This window comes from Oceanobacillus sp. FSL K6-3682 (assembly GCF_037976165.1).
GTDB classification, from domain to species: Bacteria; Bacillota; Bacilli; order Bacillales; family Amphibacillaceae; genus Oceanobacillus; species Oceanobacillus sojae.
In genome coordinates, this window is sequence record NZ_CP150263.1 from 4,675,584 (window position 1) to 4,694,214 (window position 18,631).

The window sequence follows — 18,631 nt, forward strand, 5'->3', positions numbered from 1 at the left end:
CATTCCTTATAGAGAAAAAAGGGGTGCCTGCCACCCCTTTTTTCTATTACTGCTTATATTTCAGAACCATTTGTTGCGATAACCTGTTTGTACCAATCAAAGCTGTCCTTTTTAATTCGTTTTCCAGTTCCATTTCCTTCATCATCCAAATCGACATAGATAAAACCGTAGCGCTTGGACATTTGCTGGGAAGAGCAGCTGACGATATCAATTGGTCCCCATGCACAATAGCCGATAACATTTGCCCCATTTTGAATGGCACGTCCAATCTGTTCAATATGATCTCCTAAATAGGCAATACGATAGTCATCATGAACTTTGCCATCTACTAACTCATCATACATGCCAAAACCATTTTCAGCGATAACAATAGGTTTTTCATAACGGTCCCAATATTGGGAAAGCGAATTGTATAAGCCTTGTGGATCGACATTCCAGCCCCATGGGTTCGCATCTAAATGTGGATTTGGCGTAATAGAATCTGCTTTGTTCACATTCTTTTCTGCATCCACCATTTGTGAAAAATAATAGGAAATACCAAGATAATCCATTGTGTTTTCTTTTAGTAATGCCCGCTCTTCATCTGTGATATCCAAATGAATATTATTTTCTGTAAAATACCTTTCTGCGTAAACTGGAATATCGCCTCGGAACTGTACATCCGTAAAGAAATACTGCATACGGTTATGCTCCATAGCAAGAATAATATCACTAGGCTTGCAAGAATATGGATAAACTGTACAATCAGCTACCATCGTGCCAATTTGCAAATCATACGGCAAGGTTTTTGCGTATTTCCGAATCTTCGCTGAAGCTACCAATTGATTGTAGACACCCTGGTATTCCGCTTCTTCCTTGCGTTTATATTGATCACTGCATACGCCAAGCGAAAGAAATGGCTCAATCTGCACCATATTGACCTGATTAATGACAATCCAATATTTCACCCGATCGCCGAAACGTTCTAATAACACTTTTCCATATCGTTCAAACATCTCAATAACAGCTTTATTCGTCCAGCCTCCATACTCCAATGTGATATGAATCGGCGTTTCATAATGAAGCATGGTGATAATTGGCTCGATACCTAAAGACTTCATCTTATCAATCATTTTTCCATAATGAGCTAGTGCTACTTCGTTTGGCTCCTTCTCATCTCCGTTTGGAAATACTCTTGCCCAATCTATTGACGTACGGAAGGTTTTAAAGCCCATCTCTGCTAAGAGTTCCAGATCTGATTCATACGTATGATAGAAATCAATTCCAAAACGTTTCGGAAAATACTGCCCGGTATCTGCTACATTTTTCTTTACTTCTTCCAACGTCATCCCAAGTTTTTCTAATTGTTGAATTTCATCATTTGATTTTCCTTTTAAATAAGGCTGCACATCTGAGCTGTTTAGCTTTTTGCCATCAGCTTGCCAGGCACCATCTGCCTGACTTGCAGCAATTGCACCTCCCCAAAGAAAATCTTCTGGAAAGCTTGCGTAGTTATTTTTTCTCAATTTAATCATTCCCCTTCCTCTAATAATTCTTTATCTTGCTCTATAGCTTGTTTATCGTAAATTTTGAAAAATGGATAGTAAATAACCCATGAAGCTGCAAAAATCACAAAGAAGTAAATCAACCCAGTAATCGATGCTGTCACAAGCCAGTTTAAAATCGGTCCAGGTAAATACCAGAGCTGGAACGGTTCATGCGGAATTGGAACCAGACCAACCTTCAAAACAATCCAGGTTAATATTGGACCTACCAGTCCATTAATCCACATAGGTATCATTAAAACCGGGTTAAATGCAATTGGTGCACCAAATACAATTGGTTCATTAATATTGAAAATAGATGGAATAAGCGATGCCTTCCCAATCATTTTTAACCGCTGTGACTTAGCCATAAAGGCAAGCATAATACATAGCGCTAAAGTAGCTCCGCCCCCGCCGATCAAAAATAATTGACCAGCCTCAGCTGTGAAAATATTCGTTACTTCTTGGCCAGCTGCAAAATTAGCCTGGTTCTCTGCAATAGCCGGTAAAGCAATAGCCGATTGAACAGGATAAATAACCCATGTTGAAATCCCAAAAGTGTACAAAAAGGCAAAACCGATAAAGAAAATAATCACAAATCCCCAAAAGCTTTGTCCCAGATTAACTAATGGTAAAAAGATGGAATTAACCACACTGTATAAGCTGATTTCTAATTGGAAAGTAAATAGCCATCCAATTAATAGAATCACGATAATCGGGATTAACGTATTGAACCAGACAGCAACAAAATCCGGAATAGCTGAATCCTCACCGATGAATTTCCATTTGGAAAACAGATTCATAATAAACCCTACGAATATCCCCGAAACCAGCGCTGCAATCATTCCACCAGTTCCCAACGTATTAAAATCAAATTGAATCATACCCTCCGCTGTAAACTGCGGAAATACGAGTAATAGGAAAAAAGCGATACCAGCGAGTCCAGCCTGCTTCGAAACCTCTGCATGACCTTTACGCTTCATGATAGCTTCCGGAATAAGATAAGCTAAAAATAGAGAAAACAATCCGAAAGAAAAAGAGCTGATCATCGAGAAATCTGGAAACCCTTCCCAAAAGTCTTTTACAATCGATAGAATCGTTGCAAAGGACCCGATAAATACCATTGGCATGGCAGCTAGAATAGAATCCTGAATTGCTGCGACCCACGGATTCTTTGCAATTTTATTAACCTTTGGTGAAAAACTGTCCGTCATCCAAGCTGTAAAACGTTCCATTTGTTTCACCCCTTCAGTTCTTTATAAAGCTTAATTATTTCCTGCATCATATTTATTTCTGTTTTCACCGTCATTAACGTATCCTGCGCATGTCCAAATAATGGGGAGTAAGGAATATCAATACCTTCCGCCTCTTTTTGCAGCATATTTGTCTGTGCCTGATGAGCAGTTCCTACTTCGTCATTTGCCTCTTTTATTAATCGATCTGCTTCTTCAAATTTAGCTTCTGAAGCTTTATTCACCGCCTGAAATACCAATTCGCGCGCATTTCCTGCATGCAGAATCACCTGCATAGAAATGGATACTAATTCATCTTTGCTTACTTCTTCCATAATTACTCGCCGCCTTCAAGATAATCTTTTGCTACTTTAACCAATCCCTTGCCATCCAGGGCACCGTAAACCCGCTGTGGAATAATTCCTGCTTTAACTCCTGCTTCCTCACAGGCTCCCTGCACTTCTTCAATCATATATTTTAAATGTGGTGCCACTAATAATAAGTCAATTTCATTTAAGTGGTTATGCACCTCAGATTCACTTTTTGCTTTAAATTCAATATCTGCTTTCTCTTTCTTCGCAGCTTTTCTTGCTGCCGCAGCCATAAATCCTGAAGATGCTCCTGCACCGCAGATTAATAATACTTTTTTAGTCATAATCAACTTCCCCTTTCTTTTATAATTCAAGTTTATCAACGAGAGGAAGCGATTACATTTAAATCTATTTCCTCGTATTAGGAAGAGTGGTTAAACCGAAAAGCAGGTACATATACAAACATGTTTGCACCACCTTCAAAAAACCAAATAAGGCACATTCTGCTTCGTTAATAAGCAGAATGTGCCTCATTGTATTTTTTTATAAATAATTATCTTTTCAATCTACCTTATTTTTTCGTCTCTTCATCCAACAAGGATGCTGCTTCCTCATCAATAATAACAATGACATTATCCTTATCCCTGAGCGCAGTTGCAGGGCAGTCTGCAGTAACTTCCCCTTCCAGAAGGTTTTTCACTGCTTCACTTTTACGTTTTCCAGAAACAAGCAGGATGACTTTCTCTGCTTCTAAAATTTCCGTGAATCCCAATGTTATCATTTCTGTCGGGGCTTCTTCTCTTTCAATATTATATTCTCTCATGGTGCTTTCAATGGTAGAGTCATCATGCTCTGCCAGGAAAATAGTCGAATCAAAAGGCGTCCCGGGTTCATTGGCTCCAATATGCCCATTGGTTCCTAATCCAAGCACCTGAACATCTCTCGGATAAGCATTTAACACTTCTTTATATCTGTTGATTTCTTCCTCTTTATTATCGGCTTCTCCATTGATTAAAAAGATTTCTTTCGGCTGCGTATTAATTTTGTTATAAAAATTTTCATACATAAAGGTGTTTACTGTATAAACGGCATTCTTCGGACCAATATATTCATCCAGATTCATCATCACCGTATTACTTATATCCAGCCCGTTATTTACTCCTTCTACAAGCAAAGTAAATAGCCCTCTTGGTGAACCGCCAGTTGTCATTGATATTACCGGCTGTTCCTTTGTTTCAATCACATCTTTAATAATTTCATACCCTTTTTCCGACATTTCCTCATAGTTTTTCACAAAAATAGTTTTCATCTTTTTTATCATTAAAACAATTCTGTTTTAATGAATGTCCCTCCTTTATTACAATCCTTTTTTACATCGATTATTTCTTTACTTCCTGCTTCAAGGCTCGAGCAGCCTGTTCAACTTTGCCGCCATAAACAACCTGAATATTTTTTTGATCAATTTTTACAATTCCCATAGATCCTGTTTCTTTTAATAAGGCTTCATTAACTACAGAGGTATCATTTAGTATCAATCGTAACCTGGAAATACAATTATCGATCTCAACAATATTTTCTTTTCCTCCAAGTGCAGTCATAATTTGTGCACCTAAATTATCTCCTTCCTTTGTTGAAGCCCCCAGCTTTGTATCTTCAATTGTTTCCTCAGAATCTGATGTTCTGCCTGGAGTCTTGACATCCATCTTTTCAATAACGAATTTGAATACAAAGTAATAAGCAACAGCGTAGAAAATACCGACAAGTACAATTAAATACCATCTCGTATAGGTACCTTGTAAAATACCGAAAATCGTTAAATCAATCAAGCCGCCGCCAGCATTCCCAACTGCTACACCCATTACTGTCATCAAGAAGAATGAGAGGCCGGCCATAAATGCATGAAACACCCATAAAATTGGTGAAATAAAGATAAAAGCAAACTCAATCGGCTCTGTAATACCTGTCAGAAAAGCTGTTAATGCTGCAGCAAGAAGCATTCCTTTTACTTTTGGACGATTTTTTAAATAAGCCGTTTTATACATCGCATAACATGCAGCTGGGAGACCAAATACCATAAAAGCATGTGTCCCTTGTGTTAAGAAGCGCGTTGCTGCTCTTAATGTTTCCATGTCCGGCTGTGCAGAAGCAAGCGATGCGTTAAATATAGATAATGCTCCGGATACAGTCTGGCCGTCTACAACCGCCGTACCACCTATTGGAGTGAAACGGATTAATTGGTTTAATACATGATGCAGCCCCGTAGGAATAAGCAATCTCTCGGAAAAGCCGTATAAAAATGTCCCAATTGCACCCGACCGCCCGATTAATCCGCCTAAACCATTGATAGCTGTATTAAAGTATGGCCAGATTAAATAAGCAGCAAATGAAACAAATGGGATCGTTACAATAATCATAATCGGAACAAAACGGTTCCCGCTAAAAAAGCTGAAAGCAGTAGGCAATTGTTTCGTATGGTATCGATTATGAATAAAGGCAGTCCATAATCCTACAAGAATACCTCCAAAAACACCCATCCGATAGGTAAATACACCAAGCATTAATTCATAGGCATTGGATATTTCCACTGCCCGGACCTGATTCATGCCTTCTTGTAACAGATACTCCACAGATGTTGTTTCTGCGGTTATACCATTCAGCTTCAGGAAATAACCGATAACTACATGAAAGATAACAAATGCAATGACTACAGAAAAACCGGCTATCTCTTTATCTTCTCTTGCCATTCCGGTAGCTACCGAAATAGCAAATAGAATTGGCAGCAGTGCAAACATCATGGAAACAATCGCCTGTACCCCGCCAATAATATTTTGAATGATGACAGCATTAGCAAACGTTTCACCAACAAGTGATGGATTTTGCAAAATGGAAACAATACCTAGTAATAATCCTGAAGCAATAATAATGGATAATGGACCCATTAATGTCTTACCAAACTTTTGAATTTTTGTTCTCACATTACACACCTCCGTTTATCTGGCTGGCACTTGCAAAATCATATTATCTATTTTAATTGATTTAACGTAATTAACCGCCTCCAAATAAGTAATTAATTTGTATAATATCTTCTCTAGAGAAACTGCGCTTACAGAAAGCCTTTTCATCGCGATTTAAGAGGATTGTATCACCGTCGAATGACCTGAACAATATCCTTTCCCTTTTTTAAATTCATAACCTGTTTCTGATTTTTCATTCAAATTCGGATTAAATATTCAGGCAGCCTTAAAAATTGGATTTATGATGTTAAAAAGTCCGGCTGAATACAGATTGAGAAGGATATAGTGAAAAATTTCATCCGATCAACAATATGTAACCCTGATAAATTTCTGTGAGATCAGAATTTGAAATAAATCTGTAAATCAGCTTTATCGAGCAGGAATTAATCTTAAAAAATACTGTTATATCAATGCTTAAGCTCTCCGTATTATTTTTCCAGACCTAAATGATTATTCAAAATGTGATTATTCCATCTTCTTCGCTTCCAAATATTGTACTGCCTATTTTCAAGTGATACGATTAGCGCGAATATAGCTCAATAATTTTAAGGGAGAAGATACAATGAAAGTAAACCTAGATAGAATCATTAGAGATATTGAGACATTAGCTGCTTTTACATCTACACCGGGTCAAGGGGTTACCCGCTCCTCCTATTCAAAGGAAGATAAGCTGGCAAAAGCGTATATAAAAAACGAAATGGAGAAGATTGGCTTAAACGTATGGGAGGATGGATTTTCCACACTTTTCGGACGCAGAGAAGGAAAAAATCCAGACGCTCCAGTCATTATGATCGGTTCCCACTACGATTCTGTTGTTAACGGAGGAGCATTCGATGGAACAGCAGGCACCATCGCTGCATTAGAGGTTTTACGTGTTTTCCATGAAAACAATATTGAAAATGAATTTCCGATTGAAATGATTGCCATGAATGCTGAAGAAGGAGAAACATTCGGACCGAGCACCGGTGTATCCAACTCAAGAGCACTTGTCGGCACGCTAACGGAAGAGGAACTGGATAAAGTAAAAAACAGGCATGGTCTAACGAAAAGAGAAGCCATGAAGGAATACGGCTTGATTCCAGATTTAAAAAGCGCAAAGAGGGACAAAGAATCCATCAGAAATTTTATTGAACTGCATATTGAACAAGGACCTATTCTCGACAGTACGGATACACCTGTCGGACTTATTGAATATATTCCAGGGATAGGAAGATACAAAGTCAATTTTCATGGAGAGCTGGCTGATTCCACTGCACCAATGGCCAATCGGAAGGATGCCCTGCTTGCAGCATCACAGTTTGTTTCAGCTGTAAATCAGATTATCGACGGACTGGGAGAAGGCATTACTGGAATGGTCGGGGAATTGGATATTTCACCTAATTCGCATCAATTTGTTCCGGATTTTGTACAGGCAAAGGTGGAGGTTAGAACCTTTGATGCGGAAATGCTTCAGGGGATTAACTTACATGATCAATTGACAGAAGTATTAAACGAAATTACTAAACGGACAAACGTAAAAACTGAATTAATTGAAATGGCCAGGATTGGCTATAGTAATCCTACACCGCCAAGTGTTATGTTAAAAGAAAATGTAGATATCATGAAGGAAATATGTGAAAAACTGAATTACAAATATGCGATTATTAATAACGGCACCGGGCATGATGCTATGATTACGGCCGATTTTATTCCAACAAATATGATTTATGTTCCAAGCAAGGATGGAGTCTCTCATCATCCAGATGAATGGACAGATTATGAGGATTTAGAAAAAGGCATTAATGTAATGCTCCATTTAGTAATGGAAATATGTAAATAGCCCTGTCAAAACAGGGTGAATGATGCTTATACAGGGGTGAATACTTTTCCTGCATAAGCATCTCTTTTTTATATGGAAGAAGATTGAAATTATGATACATGCGTTTTCTTATAATTTGTAAATCCTTCGTACAGCAGACTGAGAATTAGATTTAATGTACAGAAGGATGAATCATTCAATTGATTGACTTTATTGATATTCGAGACCTGATAATACAAATTATAGTCAGCAATATAGGCTAATTCATTCCGTGAAAATACGGTAACAGAAATCATCGGCACATTTTTTACTGCTATATTTTTAATCATGGAATCAATTGACTTCATATTTCCGGAAAGGGATACAACCAGGATTAAGTCATCTGAATTGATTGTATGAGAAAGTAATTCAAGCTCCGTTTTACTTGGAATTATATTAAGATAAATGTTGTGATTCCACAGACATCTCGAGAATTCTTTTAACATTAAATCCTGTCCATAACCTGTTCCATAAGCAAAAATGCGTTTTGCATTTAATAAACGATGATAAATCTCCTCTAAGCTCTTATCTTCCTCAAAAAGCTTAATTGTTTCTGTCACATCCTTCAGCAAATTAGAGCTGTTAAAATAGTGGCTGTTACTTTGCAGATTTGCCTTGCTCATTCGTTCAGCCTCTTCTTTTAAGAAGTAACGAAATTCGCTGTAGCCATGAAATCCAAGCTTTTTAGTTGTACGTATAACCGTCGAAGAGGAAACATTGCAGTACTTCGCGACTTCCGTGACAGTTTTATCCTTGCACACGTCAATATTCTGACTGATAAAGCTGACAACATGTAAATCATTATCATTTAATTCTTCATAATGCTTATTAATCAGTGCCTCCAGATTCATTTGCTGTCTCTCCTTAAAGTATGTTTTTATTAAAATCTCAGCACTATCTATCCTATGGAATTGCATCCTGTTTCTTTTGAATAGTATAACACAATCTTTTTGTGTAAAAAGCGGCTAATAAATACCATGTCTCCTACAGCTAAGGACGAGGATTTCCTAGTAAATTCTTAGTAATAAGAAAAGCACTTAGAAAGGTTATTCACCCGTCTAAGTGCTTTACTCATCTATTTATTCTCAGCCATATAATCTAACACCGCTGTACCCAATACCTTAGCTGCAATAAGCAATCCTCTTTCATCAATATCAAATTTCGGATGATGATGCGGATACGTCGGCTTGCCGGTAACCTCAGCACCTGTAAAGAAAAATGTACCCTTCACATGTTGGAGATAATAAGAAAAGTCCTCTCCACCCATGATTTTCGGTGATTCTGTTACCTCTTTAACTCCAGGCACTTCTTTTGCCAGTTCAGCAACAAAGGCTGTTTCCTCTGCATGATTGACAAGAGCCGGATAGCCTCTCTGATAATTTAAAACACCTTCTGCACCAGATAATGCACAGGTAGAAGCAACAATTGTCTCCATCTCGTTTTCAATCAAATCTTGTACTTTTTTATCAAAAGTACGGACAGTTCCTTTTAAGAGTGCTGTATCAGCAATCACATTATTCGCATTTTTTGCTTCAAAGGATCCTACAGAAACAACCGCCAGATCTAATGGGTCTACCTTTCTGCTGACTATTTGCTGTAAATTCGTTACAAGCTGGCTCCCTATTAAAATACTATCCTTTGTCTGATGAGGTGATGCTCCATGACCGCCTTTTCCCTGAATATGAATATCAAAGAAATCTGCTGCAGCCTGGAGAGGACCTACCCGGTAACGAATTTCACCAAGAGGAACCTGAGCTTGCAGATGTGTACCAAAAATCACGTCGACTCCATCTAAGCAGCCATCCTCAATCATTGGTTTTGCACCGCCTGGAATCATTTCTTCTGCATGCTGATGAATAAACACAACAGTTCCTGCTAAATCTTCTTTCATTCCATTTAATACTTTCGCTAAACCAAGCAGTGTTGCTGTATGCCCATCATGTCCACAAGCATGCATTACCCCTGGATTTTCAGATTGAAAAGGGAGATCCGTTTCTTCCTGAATAGGTAAGGCATCAAAATCAGCACGCAGCGCTATAGTAGGTCCTGGATTTGCTCCCTCTAAATAGGCTACAACTCCGTTTCCTCCTACATTGGTTCGTACGCGATGGCCCAGCTTTTCATGAAATGCTGCGATATATTCCGGTGTCTCCTTCTCTTGAAACGACAATTCTGGATGCCGATGCAGATGCCTTCTAATAGCTGCAATTTCTTCATAAGTATCATCTAAATTCCCATACAATAAGTCCTTTTCCTTCATGCTCCCTTACCTCCGCGTTTTAAATTTTATAACATAAATACTATTCTAACAAATTAATGAATTTAAGTCTCTTGGGTAGTAGGTGAGCATTTCTATGCCATTTTCCGTTATCAAAACAGTATCCGAATGTCTGAATCCGCCTAACCCCGGTACATAAACTCCCGGTTCAACTGTAACAACCATTCCCGGTTTCATTTCCCGATGATCTCCTAAATCAAAGAAAGGAGCTTCATGTCCAAGTATACCAATATTATGCCCTGTATGGTGTCTGGTCAGTTCCGTAATACCTTCCTGTTTAAAGAATTCCTGTACCTGCTCCTCTACAAAGGAGAAAGGTTTTCCTGGCTGAATAGCTTTAAAAGCAACCTCTTGTGCTCTATACATATAATCAAAATGCTTTTCCTGCTCTGGAGAAAATTCTTCCACAAACATAACTCTTTCCAGCTCACTGTTATAGCCAAAAACACTTGCTCCCGCTCCTGTTACTAAGGTATCCCTTTTTGATAGAATAATATTTTGTGTCACAGCATGCGGGAAAGCAGATTCAGGTCCAATCTGGCCTCTAAAAATGGCATGTGCTGTTCCGCCGTGCGGCTTATATTCTGGACCTAAGGTTTCAATCATAGCCAAAGTGGCTTCGTTAGACGCTTTTGTTGTAATTTCGATTTCACTTACTCCGGCTTTCGTGTACTTTTGCAATAAACGATGCGCTAAATTCCCCCAGCGGCAAGACTCTTTAATAAGCTCTATTTCATTTCGTGATTTTACAAATCGCAATTCTTCTATAACTCCTCGCAGAGATTGAAACGATTTTGCTGTAATAAGCTGATCAATACTCGGTCCTTCATATCCCATGGAAGACCCGTAGCCGATAGAATCATACCCAACTGTTTTCCCTTCAAATCCATTATCAATAAGGACTTCTTTAAAATATTCCATAGAATGCTTGATACCTGGGTATTCAGGATATGAATGAACATGGTCGACAACAGAATACTCTTCTGCATGCTCATGCTCCAATTGAGGTACAAACAAATGGAATTGATGGTTGGAATCAACGGCTAGCCCAATCGGTCTTTCCGTGGGATGAAAATGGAAACCTGTTAAATAAAAAATATCGGCAACTGCAAATATAACAGCCACATCACAGCTTCTCCCTTCCACCTTTTCAATGAATTTCTGCTGGCGTTCTTTAAATTCAGACTTAGGAATTTCTAATAACATCTTTTATTTCCTCCTTTGAATTTGTATATAGATGACAAGTCGCCTTATGTCCATCCGTAAAGAAAACTTCCTCAGGAGCTTTTTCACTGCAAATGTCCATAGCAAAAGGACACCTTGTATGGAACGGACAACCTTTGGGGGGATTGGCGGGACTTGGGACATCACCTTTTAAAATAATTCTTTTCCTCTCTTCTCGTGGATGAGCAACTGGAACTGCAGAAATTAACGCCTGGGTATAAGGGTGCTTGGGATTTTCAAATAGCTCCTCAGTCTCCGCTACCTCCACAATTTTCCCTAAATACATGACTGCTACTCTATCTGTCATGTGCTCAATAACACTTAAATCATGAGAAATAAATAGATACGTTAATCCGAATTCCTTCTGTAAATCAAGCATTAGATTGATGACCTGAGATTGTACAGAGACATCCAATGCAGAAACTGGCTCATCGGCAATAATAAAGTCCGGCTGTAAAATGACAGCTCTGGCTATGCCGATTCTCTGCCGCTGTCCTCCAGAAAATTCATGAGGATATCTATGCAAATGAGATTTAGATAGTCCCACAATTTCTAAAATCTCATGTATTTTCTTTTCACGCTCCTTTCCTTCAAACTTTTTGTGGATTCGCAGAGGCTCCATTAAGATTTCCCGCACAGTCTTCTTAGGATTCAAGGAAGCATACGGATCCTGAAAAATCATTTGAAAATCTTTTCTGAGCTTCCTCATATCGCTGTAGCTGATCTTTGTAATGTCTTTTCCCTGGAAATAAATTTCCCCGGCAGTTGCATCCGTTAAACCTAAAATTGTCTTCCCTGTTGTTGACTTTCCGCATCCCGATTCACCAACTAAAGCGTATGTTTCTCCACGCTTAATCGAAAAACTCACATCATCAACAGCTCGAATGATTGTTTTTTGTTTAAACATTCCCTTAGAAACCTCATAATATTTCTTCAGGTTTTGGACTTTTACTAGATAATCCTCTGCCATTTACCTCACCACACCTTCATCAGAGCTTTGTAACCAGCACTTACTAAGATGTCCATCTTCCTGAAATGCAGGCGGCGATTCTTGAAAACACTTTTCCATTGCTAACGGACAACGGTTAGCGAAAATGCATCCCTGTTTTACCTGCTCCGGCTTGGGAACCTGCCCTTGAATAGCGTATAGCTTACTTTTCCGCTCATTATTTGAAGGCAGTGATTGAATCAGTCCTCTAGTGTAAGGATGCAAAGGACGATCAAATAATTCATTGACTTCTGCCGATTCTACGATTTCTCCTGCATACATGACAACCACCCAGTCACACATTTCCGCAACAACACCTAAGTCATGCGTAATTAACATTAAGCTCCTATCCTTCTTACTCGTTATCTTTTTCAACAGCGATAAGATTTGTGCCTGTATCGTTACATCCAGTGCCGTTGTCGGCTCATCAGCAATCATAAGCTTCGGTTCGCATAATAATGCCATAGATATCATTACACGCTGTCTCATTCCTCCAGACAGCTGATGCGGATATTCATGAATAATTTGTTCCGGACGAGGAATGCCGACCTGTTTCAGTACTTTTATAATCGCTGCTTTTTGTTCTTTATTTGATAATTGGCGATGCCTTTTTAGCGGTTCACTTAATTGCTGTCCAATTGTAAATACAGGATTCAATGATGTCATCGGTTCTTGAAAAATCATTGAAATTTCATTCCCGCGTATTTTACGCCATTCTTTTTCCTTCAACTTTGTTAATTCTTTTCCATCAAATAATATTTCTCCTGAAGGAATACTGCTTATTCTGTCCGGAAGTAACCCCATCACCGCCAGGGAGGTAACACTTTTTCCACTTCCAGACTCACCTACAATCCCAACTGTTTGTCCTGCCTTGATTTGAAAGCTCACTTCTCGAATCGGCTGCACAATGTGCTTCCCATTTTGAAACTGAATCTTTAAGTCCTTAATTTCTAAAATGGATTCTGCCACTGGTAAAACACCTCCCTGCTATTTCCCTTTGATCTTCGGATCTAACGTATCTCTCAGCCAATCCCCAAACAAATTAATGCCAAGTGCAGTGATAATAATAGCTAACCCGGGAAATGTAATTAACCACCAGGCACTAAATATAAAATCTTTCCCTTCGCTTAACATATTCCCCCAAGCAGGCGTCGGAGGCTGCACGCCGAATCCTAGAAAGCTGACAGAAGCTTCCGCAATAATAAACGAACTTATCTGCAAAGAAGCAAGAATAATCATTGGTGTAAATAGATTCGGAACAATATGCTTTATCAGGATTTCAAATCGGGAAACGCCGGTTGCTACAGCAGCCTGGATAAAATCCTTCTCACGCAAAGCAAGAACTTCACTTCTAATTACCCGTGCAAAAATGACCCAGCCTCCAATAGCAAGCGAGATAATGATATTCTTTAGACCCGCTCCCAGAACAGCATTAATAATAAGCACCAGTAAAATAAACGGAAAGCTCAGCTGTACATCGACCAGACGCATCAACACAATATCAATCCAGCCCCGGAAAAAGCCGGATATAATTCCGATAACCGTACCAATCAATCCTGCAATTAAAACCGTAGATAAACCAATAATCACAGATATTCGTGCTCCTAAAATAATTCTGGAAAGCAAATCCCGGCCTAAATGATCTGTCCCTAACAAATGTCCATCTGTTAAAGGAGGTAGAAGCTTTGCAGTCAATTCCGTTTTGACAGGATCATATGGCGCAATCCAATGTCCAAAAATACTTAGAAAGAGTAAGATGAAAATAATCGCAACTCCCAGCAGTCCCGTCCAGCTGTGCAACAGGCTGGTAAAGCATTCTGCTGCCTTTGTCTTTTGGGAAAATGCCAGCGAATCGTCTTCTGGAATCAGTGGTTCATTTGGTATACTAGAAGCCATAGAAACGCTCACCTACTTTACTCGAATTTGCGGATTAACATACGCATAGATTACATCTGCCAGGAAATTAATCACTGTATAAATTAATGCAATAATAAATACACCAGCTAACACTACCGGAAAATCCCTTGTCATCAGCGCTTGTTCAATCAATCGGCCAACTCCCGGCCACGAAAAGACAATTTCTGTAATGACCGCTCCGCCAAGCAGCTCGCCAAGATCTAGAGCCACCAGTGTAATAATTGGAATCAATGAATTTTTTAAAGCATATTTCATTATCAGCGGAAACGTCGGCGTACCGGAAGCTTTTGCAGTACGAATAAAATCCTGCTGAAGAACATCGAGCATCGCTGACCTTGTAAACCTGGTGAATCTGGCCGTACTATAGAAAGCTAAGGTAAGCATGGGCAGAATCATATGTATTGATGTTCCTGCTCCGCCAGACGGTAATATTTTCAACTGCGCGGCAAATAAAAATATCAGAAGCAGTCCCATCCAGAATGTTGGAATAGCCTGACCGATAACCGTTAATCCAACTGCAACCCGGTCAAAAATAGAATTGCGGTAATAAGCAGACAAAACTCCTAATGGAATAGCTATAACTAAAGCAAGAATTAGTGCTGCCGCTGCTAATTGAAAGGTAGCCGGCAAACGATCCAGCACACTTTGCAATGCATCCTGTTGCGTTCTTAATGATTCACCAAAATCTCCCTGAACGGCATTACCCATAAATTCCCCATACTGCACATAGAGCGGCCTGTCTAACCCCATTTGGTGCTGAAATGCCTCAATCTGTTCTCTGGAAGCATCCTGAGGCAGGAAAAGTGTTGTTGGATCTCCAGACAAACGCATTAAAAAGAAAACTGCCGTAAGGACTAAAAATACAACTAGTATTCCTTGAAAAAAACGCTTCACAATGAAATCTAGCATGGTTGTCCCCCTTTACTGGTTTCTATGCAATATCTTTGTATTAAAAAGGCGGAAAGAAACCTGTATTTCCTTCCACCCTCGCATCATTCCTACTCCCAGGACATATCGTATATCACAATTCTTTCATCCACTCTTGGCTCAAAGTCCAAATCTGATCTGACTGCATATAAATCAGCCTGCTGCCATAATGGAACCCAAACCGCCTGCTCAACTAACTTACGCTGAAGCTCTGCATAGGCATCGAAGCGATCGTCCGGATCGAAAGTGCCGTTAGCATCATAGATTTCCTGATCAATCTCTTCATCATGAAAACTGCTATAAGGAGCATCTTCCGTAAATAAGTTTCCGATTGTTCCCTGCTGTTCAAAAGCAGGTCCCCATCCAAGAATAAACATATCTCCCATTTCTCTGTTTTGAATTCTCTCTAAATGATTTCCCCATTCATTTACAGAAACATCTACTTGAATACCAATCTCTCCAAGCTGTGCAGCAATCGCTTGTGCTACCTGATTATCCATAGGATAACGTCCGCTTGGTGTTTCTAAAGTCAAACTAATCTCTTCGGGTGTGTACCCTGCTTCTTCAATCAGTTCAACAGCTTTATCCGGGTCATAACCATAATCCTCTGTTTCTACATAGCCGGAGTTAACAGGTGATAATGGGCCGGTAATCTTTGTGCCGTACCCGTTTAAAACATTTTCCAGCAAAGAATCTACATCGACAGCATAGTTAATCGCCTGACGTACCTTTTGATCCTGAAGAGGTCCATCATGGAATGTATTCAAAGCAACATAATTGATTCTTGATGAAGAAGCCTCTCCTATTTTAGAGTTATCATCATTTTCAATTTCTGCTACGGAGTCTACCGGGATATTTTTAAATAAATCAACTTCTCCACTTAAGAAGGCTGATAATCGGGAGCTGAACTCCGGAATATAACGAAATTCAACATTCTTAATCTCCGGCTCTCCTTTCCAATAATCATCATAAGCTGCTAATTTCAGATGATTATCGCGTGACCATTCCACGAATTGATAAGGACCTGTCCCCACTGGCTCATTGGCAGCTGTATCGTTCCCAACGTCCTCAACATACCCCGGCTCCATAATCAGCAAATCCTCTGTGATTCTCTCCATTAAATCCGGGAAGGGTCTGGATGTTGTTATTTCTATTTCATAAGGAGATATAACAGTTACTTCCTCAATGTCCACCCAGCGTGAACGATAAAAAGATTGATTGGATTCATCTAAAATATAATCAATACTGAACTTCACAGCATCTGCATTAAATTCAGCGCCATTATGAAAGGTTACCCCTTCCTTCAGCTGAAAGCGCCATGTTAATTCATCGATATTTTCCCATGATTCTGCTAAATTAGGGACATAATCCTTTGTTTCTATATCACGCTCAATAAGAGGTTCATAGATATTCCTTATCTGTGCATCTGTGACGTAATTTACATCCGTGTTAGCCATCAGAGTTGCTGCATCGGATTCAAATCCAATGACAATTGAGTCCTTTGAGTCTCCTCCATCTCCGCTTCCCTCTCCTCCACTATCCTCTCCACCAGCAGTTTCTTCTGTACAAGCTGCTAAAACAAAAAACATCATTGAAAGTAATGCTAAGAAAAACATTTTTTTCATTTCAATCTCTCCTATTCTTTGTTTCTAGTAAAGCTTCTATCTTATTCATAGACTCAATCAACACCCCGACATCCTGTTCAGAAATATCTTTAATCATTTCTTCTACTTTTTCATTTGCTCTGTCCTGAAGCTTCTTTAATTCCTCCCTTCCCTTTGACGTCAAATAAATATATTGCACTCTTCGATCCTTGCTGGAAGTAACTCTTTCTATGAGCTCTCTCTTCTCAAATTTTCGAAGAATCTTACTAATATATCCCTTATCCAGCACGAAATAATTGGAAAGATATTTGGCTGTGCAATCTTTCTTGTTGCTGGTTTCATACAGAATCATTGCCTCTGTGGCAGAAAAAGAACTGCCATCCGCATATAGTGATAAAATCCCCATTATTTTTATATAAAACCTATTAAATCGTTTTATTTCTTGAATCTGTTCTTCCATACCTTTTCTGACACCGCCTATTGATAACTTAAGATTCTCTTAATAATAAATTTTCTAATAATTATTTTAATAATATGGATATTAGTTGCATTTGTCAACTATTATTTTATAGTAAATACCGAATGCTGATATTGATAATTACAATACTTCAATGAAAAAATCAGATATAGTAGTACTAATTTGTTTTGACTATGAGATGGAGGTTGCTTTTAACCTTGAGAAATATACACAGCCTATACTACATAATATAAAAAAAGAGCACCCAGCTAAAAAATTCACTGGGTGCCCTGCTTTTACATACTACGTAATGCTCTTTGCGGATTTGAAATTAAGAGAGCCTGTATTTCATCATCAGAAACTCCTTTACTTTTCAACCTCGGCACAAAGTTTTCAATGATATGTGAATAACCATACCCTCCATATTCTTTTAAAAACATTTTAAGAAAAATATCCTGAGAAACCAATAGCTGATCTAACAACCCTTTATCTAAGAGTCTTACAATTGCATTTGCATTATCTTCATCAGAAGGAGATTGTCCTTCTGGAAACATCACTTCAATACCTATCATGTCATATTCCAGATAGCACCCTCTCTCAGCTAAACTAAGCTGATAATCCAATTCATTCATACTGGGATTCATATGATCTAAAATAGTTTGTTCAAGGTTGCCGCCTTCTTCTTCCACTATGTCTAATATCTTATGACAATGTCTCTCCCAACCCGGTGTATGAATAGTCAGCGGCTTTCCTGTTTCCTTCTGAGCTCGGGCAGCCCCTCTTAAACTCTTTATTTCTAAATCTGTCATATTTGTTCCAACACCAATTTCACCGATAATTCCTGCTTTTATGTTTGTATGATCAACACCTACTATCAAATCTTTAACAATGGATTCTTTTATTTCCTCTATAGAGCAGTGTTCAACATATTCTGGAATCGTATCATGTAAGTAATAGCCAGACCCCATAATGATATGGACATTTGTCCTTCTTGAAACTTCTTTTAAAGCAATTGGATCTCGTCCAATACCAACTGGAGTTACATCTACTATCGCAGACCCTCCAGCATTATAAAAATACTGAACTTCTTGAACTGCCAAATCCTTATCAATCATAATACAATTATCATAATTACTATATGGTCTCATCCGTAATTCACCCAGGATGTCCATGCTTACTGGTTTATTTGCAAATTGCTTTTCTGGCCCAATAGGATCCTTCCATAAGCGTGAGCGATCTGTAAATAGGTGTTCATGCATTAAAGTGATGCCTAATTCATTTATGTTTTTTGAACCATTCACAGTTTCTACAAGTCCCAA

Annotated in this window: 17 protein-coding genes; 1 reads left to right on the forward strand and 16 read right to left on the reverse strand. The window is 38.8% G+C overall.

Going from position 1 to position 18,631, the window contains the following annotated elements; translation table 11 throughout:
• Positions 1-53: 53 nt before the first annotated feature.
• From MHH51_RS22615 to MHH51_RS22640, 6 genes are all read right to left on the reverse strand, one after another.
• A complete protein-coding gene (locus MHH51_RS22615) occupies positions 54-1,514 on the reverse strand; it encodes a glycoside hydrolase family 1 protein (protein ID WP_147211405.1) in 1,461 nt (486 codons plus the stop codon).
• Entirely contained in the window at positions 1,511-2,758 is a 1,248-nt protein-coding gene (locus MHH51_RS22620) for a PTS transporter subunit EIIC (protein ID WP_147211406.1), read from the reverse strand. Before MHH51_RS22620 ends, MHH51_RS22615 begins: the two co-directional genes overlap by 4 nt.
• A gap of 5 nt (positions 2,759-2,763) precedes the next feature.
• A complete protein-coding gene (locus tag MHH51_RS22625; RefSeq protein WP_147211407.1) occupies positions 2,764-3,090 on the reverse strand; it encodes a PTS lactose/cellobiose transporter subunit IIA in 327 nt (108 codons plus the stop codon).
• Between the two features lie 2 nt (positions 3,091-3,092).
• The gene (locus MHH51_RS22630) at positions 3,093-3,410 is read right to left on the reverse strand and encodes a PTS sugar transporter subunit IIB (RefSeq protein ID WP_147211408.1); all 318 of its coding nucleotides are present in this window, start codon (positions 3,408-3,410) and stop codon (positions 3,093-3,095) included.
• A gap of 227 nt (positions 3,411-3,637) precedes the next feature.
• Positions 3,638-4,375, reverse strand: coding sequence for a glucosamine-6-phosphate deaminase (locus tag MHH51_RS22635; protein ID WP_339283721.1), 738 nt, complete (start codon positions 4,373-4,375; stop codon positions 3,638-3,640).
• 70 nt (positions 4,376-4,445) lie between these two features.
• Complete coding sequence (locus MHH51_RS22640) at positions 4,446-6,041, reverse strand: PTS transporter subunit EIIC (protein WP_147211410.1); 1,596 nt, start codon at positions 6,039-6,041, stop codon at positions 4,446-4,448.
• Positions 6,042-6,642: 601 nt separating this feature from the next.
• On the opposite strand from MHH51_RS22640, the gene MHH51_RS22645 reads away from it, so the two are divergent.
• A complete protein-coding gene (locus tag MHH51_RS22645) occupies positions 6,643-7,899 on the forward strand; it encodes a Zn-dependent hydrolase (RefSeq protein ID WP_339283724.1) in 1,257 nt (418 codons plus the stop codon).
• Positions 7,900-7,988: 89 nt separating this feature from the next.
• Here the strand turns inward: MHH51_RS22645 and MHH51_RS22650 are convergent, their stop codons facing one another.
• From MHH51_RS22650 to MHH51_RS22695, 10 genes are all read right to left on the reverse strand, one after another.
• Complete coding sequence (locus MHH51_RS22650) at positions 7,989-8,768, reverse strand: MurR/RpiR family transcriptional regulator (RefSeq protein ID WP_147211412.1); 780 nt, start codon at positions 8,766-8,768, stop codon at positions 7,989-7,991.
• Between the two features lie 224 nt (positions 8,769-8,992).
• The gene (locus MHH51_RS22655; protein WP_339283726.1) at positions 8,993-10,177 is read right to left on the reverse strand and encodes a M20 family metallopeptidase; all 1,185 of its coding nucleotides are present in this window, start codon (positions 10,175-10,177) and stop codon (positions 8,993-8,995) included.
• Between the two features lie 45 nt (positions 10,178-10,222).
• The gene (locus MHH51_RS22660; protein ID WP_339283728.1) at positions 10,223-11,401 is read right to left on the reverse strand and encodes a Xaa-Pro peptidase family protein; all 1,179 of its coding nucleotides are present in this window, start codon (positions 11,399-11,401) and stop codon (positions 10,223-10,225) included.
• A complete protein-coding gene (locus MHH51_RS22665) occupies positions 11,382-12,389 on the reverse strand; it encodes a dipeptide ABC transporter ATP-binding protein (protein WP_077602696.1) in 1,008 nt (335 codons plus the stop codon). Before MHH51_RS22665 ends, MHH51_RS22660 begins: the two co-directional genes overlap by 20 nt.
• Entirely contained in the window at positions 12,390-13,376 is a 987-nt protein-coding gene (locus tag MHH51_RS22670; RefSeq protein ID WP_077602697.1) for an ABC transporter ATP-binding protein, read from the reverse strand.
• A gap of 18 nt (positions 13,377-13,394) precedes the next feature.
• Positions 13,395-14,303, reverse strand: a complete 909-nt coding sequence (locus MHH51_RS22675) for an ABC transporter permease (RefSeq protein WP_339283731.1) — start codon at positions 14,301-14,303, stop codon at positions 13,395-13,397.
• Between the two features lie 12 nt (positions 14,304-14,315).
• On the reverse strand, positions 14,316-15,233 hold the full coding sequence (locus MHH51_RS22680) for an ABC transporter permease (RefSeq protein WP_339283733.1): 918 nt from the start codon (positions 15,231-15,233) through the stop codon (positions 14,316-14,318).
• 89 nt (positions 15,234-15,322) lie between these two features.
• Entirely contained in the window at positions 15,323-16,876 is a 1,554-nt protein-coding gene (locus tag MHH51_RS22685; RefSeq protein ID WP_339283735.1) for an ABC transporter substrate-binding protein, read from the reverse strand.
• A gap of 1 nt (position 16,877) precedes the next feature.
• A complete protein-coding gene (locus MHH51_RS22690) occupies positions 16,878-17,315 on the reverse strand; it encodes a MarR family winged helix-turn-helix transcriptional regulator (protein WP_077602701.1) in 438 nt (145 codons plus the stop codon).
• A 293-nt stretch (positions 17,316-17,608) separates the two neighbouring features.
• Positions 17,609-18,631 (reverse strand): phosphotriesterase-related protein, encoded by a 1,023-nt coding sequence (locus tag MHH51_RS22695; RefSeq protein ID WP_339283738.1) that lies wholly within the window; start codon positions 18,629-18,631, stop codon positions 17,609-17,611.